The sequence below is a fragment of the Schleiferilactobacillus shenzhenensis LY-73 genome (assembly GCF_000469325.1).
Taxonomy (GTDB): domain Bacteria; phylum Bacillota; class Bacilli; order Lactobacillales; family Lactobacillaceae; genus Schleiferilactobacillus; species Schleiferilactobacillus shenzhenensis.
Genome location: NZ_KI271582.1, coordinates 261,102 through 272,739 on the forward strand (window position 1 = coordinate 261,102; position 11,638 = coordinate 272,739).

The 11,638-nt window shown below is 59.1% G+C and carries 11 protein-coding genes; all 11 read left to right on the forward strand.

The features are described from left to right. The first annotated feature begins 201 nt into the window (after positions 1–201). The 11 genes from L248_RS01195 (at position 202) to trmFO (ending at position 11,470) form a co-directional block, all read left to right on the forward strand. Positions 202–696, forward strand: a complete 495-nt coding sequence (locus L248_RS01195) for a dihydrofolate reductase (protein WP_040534193.1) — start codon at positions 202–204, stop codon at positions 694–696. A gap of 69 nt (positions 697–765) precedes the next feature. Continuing rightward, positions 766–1,611, forward strand: a complete 846-nt coding sequence (locus L248_RS01200; RefSeq protein WP_040534366.1) for a DegV family protein — start codon at positions 766–768, stop codon at positions 1,609–1,611. An 83-nt stretch (positions 1,612–1,694) separates the two neighbouring features. Then, a complete protein-coding gene (locus L248_RS01205; protein WP_022528208.1) occupies positions 1,695–2,567 on the forward strand; it encodes an SGNH/GDSL hydrolase family protein in 873 nt (290 codons plus the stop codon). After that, a complete protein-coding gene (locus tag L248_RS01210; RefSeq protein ID WP_196811974.1) occupies positions 2,555–3,220 on the forward strand; it encodes a YpmS family protein in 666 nt (221 codons plus the stop codon). The genes L248_RS01205 and L248_RS01210 overlap by 13 nt, the downstream gene beginning before the upstream one ends. A 22-nt stretch (positions 3,221–3,242) precedes the next feature. Further along, entirely contained in the window at positions 3,243–3,476 is a 234-nt protein-coding gene (locus L248_RS01215) for a YozE family protein (protein WP_040534194.1), read from the forward strand. Positions 3,477–3,503: 27 nt separating this feature from the next. Continuing rightward, a complete protein-coding gene (locus tag L248_RS01220) occupies positions 3,504–5,033 on the forward strand; it encodes a S41 family peptidase (protein ID WP_022528211.1) in 1,530 nt (509 codons plus the stop codon). Positions 5,034–5,057: 24 nt separating this feature from the next. Further along, positions 5,058–5,915, forward strand: coding sequence for a ribosome biogenesis GTPase YlqF (gene ylqF, locus L248_RS01225; protein WP_040534195.1), 858 nt, complete (start codon positions 5,058–5,060; stop codon positions 5,913–5,915). Continuing rightward, positions 5,899–6,693, forward strand: a complete 795-nt coding sequence (locus L248_RS01230) for a ribonuclease HII (RefSeq protein ID WP_022528213.1) — start codon at positions 5,899–5,901, stop codon at positions 6,691–6,693. The genes ylqF and L248_RS01230 overlap by 17 nt, the downstream gene beginning before the upstream one ends. Positions 6,694–6,763: 70 nt before the next feature. Beyond that, positions 6,764–7,630 carry a DNA-processing protein DprA gene (gene dprA / locus L248_RS01235; RefSeq protein ID WP_051999818.1) on the forward strand — a complete coding sequence of 289 codons (867 nt, stop codon included), beginning with the start codon at positions 6,764–6,766 and terminating at the stop codon, positions 7,628–7,630. Between the two features lie 413 nt (positions 7,631–8,043). Next, the gene (gene topA / locus L248_RS01240; protein ID WP_040534196.1) at positions 8,044–10,116 is read left to right on the forward strand and encodes a type I DNA topoisomerase; all 2,073 of its coding nucleotides are present in this window, start codon (positions 8,044–8,046) and stop codon (positions 10,114–10,116) included. Positions 10,117–10,141: 25 nt separating this feature from the next. Beyond that, positions 10,142–11,470, forward strand: coding sequence for a methylenetetrahydrofolate--tRNA-(uracil(54)-C(5))-methyltransferase (FADH(2)-oxidizing) TrmFO (gene trmFO, locus L248_RS01245; RefSeq protein WP_022528216.1), 1,329 nt, complete (start codon positions 10,142–10,144; stop codon positions 11,468–11,470). Positions 11,471–11,638 lie beyond the last annotated feature (168 nt).

Consider the following 11,638-nt stretch of genomic DNA (forward strand, 5'->3'; position numbering starts at 1 on the left):
GGGCAAGGTGCCCACGGCTAGCTCCGCAGGACGGGCTTCGCACTAGCTTCGCGTCACCGCCCCAATCTGCGGAGCCCTGCGTCACCCGGGCCAACGCCAGACACTAACCTGTCTCCCAACTTGTGCAGCCAGCCACCCGGGCCAACGCCAGACACTAACCTGCCACCGCACATGATCCACAATGAAAGGAGTCTTTTCACCATGTTGGCATTCATTTGGGCAGAAGACCGGAACCACCTGATTGGCACCCACGGCCGCCTGCCGTGGCATTTGCCCGACGATCTGCGCTACTTCAAGGCCACCACGCTCCACCACACCATCCTCATGGGCCGGCGGACCTGGGACTCGCTGCCCACGAAGCCCTTGCCGGAGCGCACGAATATCGTGCTCACCCACCGCCCCCTGACCACTCCCGGTGTCCAAACCCTGGGCAGCGTCATGGCGGTGCAGAAGTATATCACGGAGCACCCGGACGAGACTGTCTTCATTATCGGCGGCCGCTCTTTGTTTGAAGCCTTCATGAACGTCGTCGACCGGCTCTACGTGACCCGGATCGACCATGCTTTCCCCGCCGGCGATGCCTACATGGTCCCGTGGGATGAAGCAGCGTTCACCGTCATTCAGGACACGCCGGGCCAAGTATCAGAAAAAGCGCCGTGGCCGCACCGCTTCATGATCTATGCACGCCGGTCCTAAGCAATCAGCGCTGGTGCTGGGTGTTTGTTATAATGGAGGCAAATGTCAATTGCGAAGGGCAGCGAGACGATGACAATTAAAATTGTGACAGATTCCTCGGTGGAGCTGACACCTGCAGAGATCAAGCAGTACGATATTCGAATCGTACCGTTGAACATTATTATTGACGGGCAAAATTACGTCGACGGGCGGGACATCACGAAAGCCGGGTTCATGGGTAAAATGGCCGCCGCCAAGGCATTGCCCACAACGTCCCAACCGGCGATCGGCGATTTTCTTACCGTTTATGATGAGTTGGGCCAAGCCGGCAACCAAATCCTGTCGATCCACATGACCGAGAACCTGTCGGGGACAGTCAATGCAGCTCGTCAGGCGGGGGTCATCAGCACCAGCGACGTGACCGTGGTGGACAGCGGCTCCATTGACCGCGGGCTGGCCTTCCAGGTGCTGGCGGCGGCGAAGATGGCGCAGGATGGGGCAGAAATACCCGCCATTTTGAAGCAGCTGGCCGCGATCCGCGACCGGACGAAGGTGTATTTGGCGGTCTCCACCCTGGCCAATTTGGTCAAGGGCGGCCGGGTCGGTCGTGTGACGGGGTTAGTATCGAGTTTTCTCAACATCAAAGTCGTGTTAGAATTAACCCTTGACGGCTTGCACGTGGTAGCGAAAGGGCGAGGCCAAAAGACGCTGACGAAGTTCGTCGACGAGCAGGTCACGGCCTTAAGCCAGCTGCCGAATGTGGCCAGTATCGGCATTCCCTATGCCGGTGACGAAGCGGTCGCTCAGCAGGTCGGCCGCGACTTGCGGGCGGTCTTGCCGGAGGTGCCGATCGTGGTCACCCCGACCAGCCCCATCGTGGCCACCCATACCGGTCCTGGTGCATTCGCGATTATCTATTATACGGAACCTGAATAATCAGTCAGAGTTTAACGATCGCGGGGGAAGTGTCGTCTGCGGTCGTTTTTTCTTATTATCGTGTGAAAGGAACGCGTTGCTTAATGAAGAAACTGCGCCATTGGCTGGTGGATATCGGTTTGCTGGCAATCGTCACGGCCGCCGTGGCAACATTGCTGCTGACGGTCGTGCCGGCGGCGGATTTCGCTAACATGACGCCTAAGGGTCAAACCGCACCCACCGGCAAAACGTACACGCTGGTGGCGATTGGTGATTCACTGACTTACGGGACAGGAGACGAAGCCGGGCAGGGCGGATTTGTCGGCCAAACGGTCCAGCGCCTGCAAACTGACGATGATCTGCGGGTGAACAGTGTCAACTTTGGTCATCCCGGGGATACTGCCAAACAGATCTTGACCCGGGTCCAAAAACAGCCGGCCATTGCCAAGAACGTCAAGCGGGCGGACATTATCACCCTGACCGCCGGCGGTAACGATTTGATGCACACCCTTATGAAAAACGGGGCGAACCTCAAGGACCAGGACGTGACCAAAGCTGAAGTGGCGTTCGGTCAGAGCGTGGACACGCTCATCACCACGCTGCGGCAGATGAACCCCACGGCCCCTATTTATATTCTCGGGGTATACAACCCGTTTTATGTTTACTTTTCTCAAGTGAAGCAGCTCCAGACCATCATGCATGGGTTCAATAACCGGACCAAGGCGCTGGTGAAGAAAATGGCCAACGTTTATTACGTCGATGTGGACAGCGTCCTGACGAAGGGCGACGGGACCGTGGCCAAGAGCGGCAAGGTGACGGACGCGCAGTCGCTGCAGGCGGAACTGGCCAATAACGATTCGACCAATCCGTACCTGTCCACCGATGACCACTTCCACCCGAACCACATCGGGTACGGCCGGATGACGGACCAATTACTCAAAGTACTGAACAAAACGAAGGGACAGTGGCAGAAGTGAAGACACCCGTTGACCGGGCTCAGACCCAACCGAAGCGGAGAAATCAAAAACAGCCGACGAACCCTGCGGCCGCACCCAAGAAACTGCACAATCCCTGGCGCTGGGCCTTCCTGATCCTCGCGGGGATCGTTCTGGGCAGCGCCATCTTCCTCGGTGTGCGGGTCTTCACACCGCCGACCAATGCGCCGAAGGTCACCACCGTGGCCGGGGCACCGTCGCTGACGGTGGCCTTGGACCGCAAACAGGTCAATCAGCTCACCCAGCATTACCTGGATGATTACTTGAAGGACAGCAAGATCAAGTACCAGTTCCGGGTGGAGGAGACCAGCGTCTTGCTGGTGGGAACGGTCCAGTTCCTCGGCTCCCCGATCCAGTTCAACCTGGTGCTGATGCCCTACGTCCAGGACAATGGGGACGTGCAGCTGCGGGCCAAGCAGCTGGCCATCGGCAGTCTGAACGTGCCGGTCAGTTTCGTCCTGGGCTTCATTCAGTCCAGTTATAAGCTGCCCCAGTGGGTGTCGGTGGACAGCAAGCATTCGGCGATCATGCTCCATCTGACCAAGTTCAAGACCGCCGCCGGCTTCCAAGTCACGGCCAAGCGGCTGGACTTTGCGGACGACCAGTTCGTCTTTAACGTGTATTTGCCGGATTAAGAGAGAAAAGAGAGGGCTGCTCATGGCGCGCCAAAAACGGAGCTTTTATTTCTGGCTCATGACCCAAAGAAACGAAACGGGGGCGGATGAGATCGCCCAGTTTGCCAATAATGCGTTCTTCGATCAGGCCTTTCCCAAACAAAGCCATAACTACGAGGAACTCAGCAACTATTTGGAATTAAACGCCGGCTACCTGCCGGAGATGTCGATCTTTGACGATGCGTTCCGCGAATACTTAGACCAAGACACGATTTGAGCCAGACTCAGCAGAGGAGACAAACAAATGGCAGAGGATAACAAGACAGACGCACCGCAAGCGGTGCCGACAGACAAAGCACCGCAACAAGTACCGCCAAATCAGGAAAGCAAACCCAAGCGGCGCTTCCGGCTGCGCACGGTCCTGCTGAGCAGCGCCGCCGCGCTGATCATTGGGATCGGCGGCACCCTGGGCGCCGGCGCGTTATACTTGCACAACCAGACGGCCGCGGCGAATGCGGACGTGACCTATGTCCCCAATTCCTTTAAGGATCTGCTGAAGGTCTACAGTGACGTCAAGGCCAACTATTACACGGCTACTAGTGACAAGAAACTGGTCACCGGCGCCATTAACGGCATGCTCAAGACGCTGAACGATCCTTTCTCCCAGTATCTGGCCGGGGACGACTTCACCAGCTTGAATACGACCGTGTCGGGGTCCTTCGAGGGCATCGGGGCCGAGATCAGCCAAGGGGACGGCCATATTCAGGTCGTCTCACCGATCAAGGGGTCTCCCGCCGATAAGGCCGGGCTCAAGGCCAAGGACGTGATCATGAGTATCAACGGCAAGAGCACCCAGGGCTGGTCCACCACCAAGGCCTCCAGTACGATTCGGGGGAAGAAAGGCACCAGTGTGACCCTGGCCATCAAGCGCGGCAGTGATACGTTCAACATCACCATTAAGCGCGGCGTCGTGCCGATTACGACAGTCACCGGGGACCTTTCTGACCAAAACAAGCAGGTCGGGGTGATCACGATTACGCAATTCGCCGACAAGACGAATACGGAGCTGAAGAAGACGATCACCAGCCTGCGCAAGAAAGGGGCCAAGCGCTTCGTGATCGATCTGCGGCAGAATCCGGGCGGCTTGCTGCCCCAGGCGCTGGAAACGGCCAGTATGTTCCTGAAGAACGGCCAGCGCATCATGCAGGTCCAGCAGCGCACCGGCAAGCCAGAGATCTTCACCGCCGGCAAGCAGTACGACCAGGGCTTCAAGGTCACGGAGCCGGTCACGGTGCTGGTCGATTCCGGCAGTGCCTCCGCGTCGGAGATCTTCTCCGCCGCCCTGCAGGAGTCGCGTCAGACCAAGCTGGTGGGCGAAAAGTCCTTCGGCAAGGGCGTCGTCCAAACGGTAACACCGCTGACCAAGGATAGCGAAGTGAAGATCACCACTGCCAAGTGGCTCACGCCGTCCGGCGGCTGGATCCAGCACAAGGGCTTGACCCCGGATGTCAAGGTCAGTTACCCGGCTTACGCCTCCTGGCCGCTCTTGAACACCAAGAAGACCAATACCGCGGGCACTGTCGCCACCGACATCGGCACGGCCCAGAAGATCCTTAACCTGCAAGGCGCCAAGCTGACCCAGACGGCCGGCTACTTTGATGACGCCACCGAGACAGCCGTGAAGAACTTCCAGACGGTCCATAAGCTGACGGTATCGGGTAAGCTGGACGCCGCCACCAAGACGGCACTGAACAACACGGTCTATGACTTGGCTGCGAAGAACGATCCGATGATGACCAAGGCCGTCGCCACGGTGGCGGCGGAGACGAAGTAATGTTCAGAGAGAGGAGGTAAAATAGTGGCAACAATTCAATGGTTTCCCGGCCACATGGCCAAAGCCCGGCGGCAAGTCACCGAGGCACTGAAGAACGTCGATATTCTGTATGAAATCGTCGACGCCCGGGTCCCGGAGTCGTCGCGCAACCCGCTGCTGGACGAGATCGGTCAAGGGAAAAAGCGGCTGCTGGTCTTGAACAAGGCGGACCTGGCGGACCCAGCCGCCACCCGGGCCTTCATCGACTATTACGCCGCCCACGACCTGCCCGCGGTGGCCATCGATGCCCAGCATAGCCAAGGTATCCAGCAGATCATGAGCGCCACCCACCGGGTTTTGGCGGAGTACATCGAACGGCAGAAGGCCAAGGGCCTGCGTAACGTGCTCCTGCGGGCGATGTGCGTGGGCGTGCCGAATGTGGGCAAGTCCACGATTCTGAACCGGCTGGCGGGGCGCAACATCGCCCAGACAGGCAATACCCCCGGGGTCACGAAGTCTCAGCAGTGGATCAAGACCAGCAGCGACATCAATCTCTTGGACACCCCCGGGATCCTCTGGCCCAAGTTCGATGATCCGGCGGTGGGGACCAAACTGGCCCTCACCGGCGGCATCAAGGACAGTTTGTTCCACGCCGATGACGTGGCGCTGTTTGCGTTGGAGAAATTGATCGCCCGGGTGCCCCAAGAATTACAGCATCTGTACCGGGTGAACGCAACTGATTTGACCCAACCGCTGCCGGATCTCTTGATGACGATCACCGCTCGCCTTGGTTTCAAGGACGACTACGAACGCGCCAGCTGGACCCTGATCAACGATGTGCGCAAGGGCAAGCTGGGGCGCTTCACGTGGGACGAGGTGCCGGTTGATGACGCCGCCCGCTAAGCACTCTTTGACCGCTCTGCGCCAAGCCCTGGCGGCGGGGACATTGGCGGCGGCCGATATTGCAGCGCTGGCCGAGGACCCGCGGGCCGGGGCGCAGCAGCTTTACGCGCGCTATCAGCGGCACCAGGCCCACCAGGCGGCGGCCGCCGCGTCTTTTGCCCAGCGCTTGCAGTTTGAACAAGACTTGTGGCCCCAGTATCCCCAAATCGCCGGTATTGACGAAGTGGGGCGGGGACCGTTGGCCGGACCGGTCATCACCTGTGCGGTGGTTTTTCCCCGGGACGTCGCCCTAGACCAGGACCTGGTGGCCGTCAACGATTCGAAACAGTTGACTCCCGCCAAGCGCCTGGCCCTGTTCAACCTGATCATGGCTGAAGCCAGCGACGTCGCCTTAGGCCTGGCTACGGCCGCAGAGATCGATCAGCACAATATTTATCATGCCACCGAAATCGCTATGGCCCGGGCGGTGGCGGCGTTATGGCACCAGCCCGACTATCTGCTGGTCGATGCCATGCACGTGCCCGTGGCGGTGCCCCAGTGCAAGCTGATCAAGGGTGACGCCCGCTCTGTGAGCATTGGCGCGGCCAGCATCATTGCAAAGGTCTGCCGGGACCGCTTGATGGATACGTATGACAGCGTCTATCCCGGTTATGGGTTCCGGCATAACGCCGGCTACGGCACGGCTGAGCATCTGGCCGGGCTCCAGGCTTACGGCGTCACACCGATCCACCGCCGTTCCTTCGCCCCGGTCCAAGCGGCACTCCACGCTGACAAATAATTTTTAAGTTTCGGCGAATTCCTGCGTAATGTAATGGGTAAGACACCCTACACAACGGAGGAATTTTTATATGGACGCGCGGACCTGCTTGTGCCGGCTCTTTTTGACCGGTGCTTTCACGAACTATCAACTGTTGGTATTGGCGCACCACGCCGCTGAATTCCCAGACTGGGCCCCCTGGCTGGCCGCCGGGAAGAAAACAGTCCGGCCGGAAAAGCTCGCGCGGCAGCGCGCTTTGCTGCGGCAAATCATTCATGAGCCCTGGACCCCGGCGACCCCGGCACTGCCGCCGCTCTTGACGGTACTGGATGCCGACTACCCGGAGCGGCTGCTGGCTATTTACGACCCGCCGGCTGTGTTGGCCTATACGGGGTACCTCGACTTATTACGCGGACCGGCGGTGGGCGTCGTGGGGACCCGGACCTGTTCCGATTACGGCCGAGCTGCCACAGCCGCCATCGTGCCGGAAGTGGCGGCGGCTGGGGCAGCTATTATCTCGGGGTTGGCCCGGGGCGTCGACGGCTTGGCGCACCGTTTGGCCATCGGTGCCGGCGGGCACACGATTGCCGTGATCGGCACCGGGCTGGATTTATGCTACCCGCGGGAACACACGGCGCTGCAGCAAGAAATTATGCACCGGGACTTGCTCCTGAGCCCGTTTCCCCCGGGCACTGCCGCCAAGCCGTACCACTTTCCCCAGCGCAACCGGGTCATCGCCGGGCTGTGCCACACGCTTCTCGTGATTGAAGCCCGCGAACGCAGCGGCAGCTTGATTACGGCCGCTTTGGCTGCCGATGATAACCGGATTGTTGCCGCCGTCCCTGGTCGGATCTGCGACCCGCAGTCGGCGGGGTGCAACGCGCTGATTGCCGATGGTGCGGTGCCAGTGCACGGAGCGGGGGATGTGCTGCTTACACTGCCGCCAGAGCTTTATTGAGTGCGGTTACTGAAATGCTGGCAGGGTGCGGGCGACAGCCGCGGTATGCGGTCTGCGGACACGAACACCAAAAGCCCATGTGCAGGGTTTTCTCCATACGCTATAAACGGGCTGCGCCGAGCAGGCCACCACAGTCTAAGGACCCTAACACCAAAAGCCCAGTGCGGGGTTCCCCCGGCCGGGTTGCCATAAACGGGCTCCGGCTGGCAGCACCACACAGTCTAAGGACCCTAACGGTCAAAGCCCAAGAGCGGGGCTTTAACCGTTAGGGCCACTTAGCCTGGTGGTGCTAACCGCCAGCCTCCGCCCTCTGCCATTTGACATTCTCACATTCCTTCCACTATAGTGAGTTACGATTCGTTACAGGGAATACGTTTTATTTAAGTACGGAATAACGGAAGGAAGTTTTGTGATTGGCTAAGAACCTCGTGATCGTGGAGTCGCCCTCTAAGGCCAAGACGATTGAAAAGTATTTGGGGCGTAATTATCGGGTCGTGGCCAGTCTGGGCCATATCCGCGACTTGCCTCGCAGCCAAATGGGCGTCGACATTGAGAACAACTACCAACCCAAGTACATTTCGATTCGAGGCAAAGGCGACGTCATCAAGGACCTTAAGAAAGAAGCCAAGAAGGCGGACCACATCTATCTCGCAGCCGACCCGGACCGCGAAGGAGAAGCCATTGCTTGGCATGTGTCCCACATCCTCGACCTGGATCCCAAGGACAAGAACCGGGTGGTCTTCAACGAGATCACCAAGGACACCGTCAAGAATGCGTTCAAGGAACCCCGCAGCATCGACATGAAGCTGGTCGATGCCCAACAGGCCCGGCGGGTGTTGGACCGGCTGGTGGGGTATTCCATTTCTCCCATTCTCTGGAAGAAAGTGAAGAAAGGCCTCAGTGCCGGCCGGGTGCAATCCATCGCCTTGAAGCTGGTCATTGATCGGGAAAATGCCATTAAGGCCTTCGTCCCCGAGGAATATTGGACTATCGACGGGACGATGGCCAAGGGCAAGGAAACCTTCACGGCCAGTTTCTACGGGGAGAACGGCCGGAAGAAAGCCCTCAATAACAACGACGACGTGCAGAAGGTCTTGGACAAGATCGATAAGAAAAAGCCCTTCGCCGTAACCAAAGTCGTCAAGCGGGAACGCAAACGGTTCCCGGCCGCCCCGTTCACGACCAGTTCTCTGCAGCAAGAGGCCAACCGCCGCTTGAATTACAAGACCCGCAAGACCATGATGATCGCCCAGCAGCTGTACGAAGGCATCAACCTCGGCGGCAAGCAGGGGACGGTCGGTCTGATCACTTACATGCGGACGGACTCTACCCGGATCGCCAGTGTGGCCAAGCATGAAGCCTCCGAGTTCATCCATAAGGAATACGGGGCTGATTATGCGGCCGTTAAGATTCAAAAGAAAAAGAACCAGGAATTTGCCCAGGATGCCCACGAAGCGATCCGGCCCACCAGCGTGCTGCGTACCCCGAAGAGCTTGGAAAGTGTCCTTAACCGAGACCAGATGCGTTTGTACAGTCTGATCTGGGCCCGCTTCGTGGCCAGTGAGATGACGCCGGCCGTCTATGATACGATTACCGCCGACATGGTCCAAAACGGTGTCCAGTTCCGGGCCACCGGCTCCCGGACCAAGTTCCCCGGGTTCACGAAACTGTACACCCAGAGCGGCGACGAGACTAAGGACAAGCTGCTGCCGGAACTCAACGAAGGCGACGATGTCCTGCTCAAGAAGACCGATCCTGCCCAGCACTTCACCCAACCGCCGGCGCGTTACACCGAAGCCAGTCTGGTCAAGGCGTTGGAAGAAAACGGGGTAGGCCGCCCGTCCACGTATTCACCGACCATCGATACGATCCAGAAACGATTCTACGTGAAGCTGAACGGGAAGAGCTTCGAACCCACCGAACTGGGTGAGATCGTCAATACCCTCATCAGCGAGTTCTTCCCCGATATCGTCAACGTGGACTTCACGGCTAAGCTGGAAGACGAGCTGGACGAGGTCGAGGCCGGGGACGAGAACTGGGTCCAGGTCGTGGACCAGTATTACCAGCCCTTTGCCAAGGAAATCGACTCTGCCGAGGAAAAGATTCAGAAGATCCAGATCAAGGACGAACCGGCCGGCTTTAACTGTGATATCTGCGGTGCGCCGATGGTCGTCAAGCTGGGCCGCTACGGCAAGTTCTACGCTTGTTCCCGCTTCCCCAACTGCCGTAACACCAAGCCCATCGTCAAAGAGATTGGCGTCATCTGCCCCAAGTGCGGCATCGGCCAAGTGGTCGAACGCAAGTCTAAGCGCAACCGCCTCTTCTACGGCTGCTCCCGCTATCCGGACTGCGACTTCGTCTCCTGGGACAAGCCAATGGGCCGCAACTGCCCCGTCGACGGCCATTTCTTAGTCGAGAAAAAGGTCAAGGGCGGCCGCCAAGTGATCTGCCCCAACGGCGATTACGAAGAACCGATCCAGAAGTAACCATGCACTGAATGAATCAGAGGAGATGTTGGTGATGACCATGTCTGTGAATGTGATCGGGGCCGGCTTAGCCGGGTCCGAGGCCGCTTGGCAGATTGCCAAGCGCGGCGTACCCGTGAATCTGTACGAAATGCGGCCGGTGAAAAACACGCCGGCCCACCACACCAGCCAGTTTGCCGAGCTGGTGTGCACGAACTCCTTGCGGGCCAACGGCTTAAGCAACGCCGTGGGCTTGTTGAAGGAAGAAATGCGGCGGACCGACTCGCTCATCATGCAGTCGGCCGACGCCCATGCCGTCCCCGCCGGCGGAGCACTGGCCGTGGACCGGGAACCTTTCTCCCAGGCCATCACGGACAAGCTGAGCAGCCTGCCCAACGTGACCATCCACCGGGAAGAGCTGACCGGTTTCCCTGACGGCATCACGGTGGTGGCGACGGGGCCGCTGACTTCGCCGGCCCTGGCGGACGCCATCAAGCAGCTCAACGGCGATGACGGCTTCTACTTCTACGATGCGGCCGCGCCGATCCTCGACGAGGCCAGCATCGACATGGACAAGGTCTACCGCAAGTCCCGGTACGACAAAGGCACGGCCGATTATCTCAATTGTCCCATGGACGAAGACCAGTTCCATGCCTTCTACGAAGCCTTGATCCACGCCGATGTCGCCAAGAGCCACGACTTTGAGAAAGAAAAGTTCTTCGACGGCTGTATGCCCATCGAAGTGATGGCCAAGCGGGGCGAGAAGACTATGCTCTTTGGTCCCCTCAAGCCTGTTGGCCTGGAGGATCCCCGCACCGGCAAGCGGCCGTATGCCGTCGTTCAATTGCGCCAGGACAATGCCGTGGGTTCCCTGTACAACATCGTCGGCTTCCAGACCCATCTCAAGTGGGGCGAGCAGAAGCGCGTCTTCCGCATGATCCCGGGGTTGGAGAACGTGGCCATCGTCCGTTACGGCGTGATGCACCGCAACACGTTCATGAACGCGCCGTTGGTGCTGGCCCCGACTTACGAATCACTGAAAAAGCCGCATCTCTTCTTTGCCGGCCAAATGACCGGGGTGGAAGGGTACGTGGAAAGCGCCGCCTCTGGTATGGTCGCCGGCATTAACGCCGCCCGCGCTGCCCAAGGATTGGCCCCAGTGGTCTTTCCAGAAGACACCGAAGTCGGCGCCATGGCGCATTACATTACCCACGCGGACCCGCACCACTTCCAGCCGATGAACGCCAACTACGGCATCATGCCGAAACTGGACCACAAGGTGCGGGATAAGAAGACCCGCAACCTGGAGATGGCGGACCGGGCGTTGGCCGCCCTGGCAGCGTTCCAGCAGGCGCATGCGGAGCAGCTGGTGTGATTTTTGGCGGTGCGAATCGCTAAAACACGCATTCTAATTCTATCGGTCGACAGGTGACAGTAAAGATTGCATATAAAGTCGTCACTGCCAACCTGAACAAGGGACTGGGATAAAATTCGTATTCCGCGACGTACTGAGTGCCAACGCGCAGCAAGCGGAGGCAAAACG

Excerpts from the sequence above, each read along its gene's own strand:
- L248_RS01195 (WP_040534193.1), top strand. The coding sequence starts at position 202 with ATGTTGGCATTCATTTGGGCAGAAGACCGGAACCACCTGATTGGCACC.
- L248_RS01200 (WP_040534366.1), top strand. The coding sequence starts at position 766 with ATGACAATTAAAATTGTGACAGATTCCTCGGTGGAGCTGACACCTGCA.
- L248_RS01205 (WP_022528208.1), top strand. The coding sequence starts at position 1,695 with ATGAAGAAACTGCGCCATTGGCTGGTGGATATCGGTTTGCTGGCAATC.
- L248_RS01215 (WP_040534194.1), top strand. The coding sequence starts at position 3,243 with ATGGCGCGCCAAAAACGGAGCTTTTATTTCTGGCTCATGACCCAAAGA.
- L248_RS01220 (WP_022528211.1), top strand. The coding sequence starts at position 3,504 with ATGGCAGAGGATAACAAGACAGACGCACCGCAAGCGGTGCCGACAGAC.
- L248_RS01230 (WP_022528213.1), top strand. The coding sequence starts at position 5,899 with ATGACGCCGCCCGCTAAGCACTCTTTGACCGCTCTGCGCCAAGCCCTG.
- dprA (WP_051999818.1), top strand. The coding sequence starts at position 6,764 with ATGGACGCGCGGACCTGCTTGTGCCGGCTCTTTTTGACCGGTGCTTTC.
- trmFO (WP_022528216.1), top strand. The coding sequence starts at position 10,142 with ATGTTGGTGATGACCATGTCTGTGAATGTGATCGGGGCCGGCTTAGCC.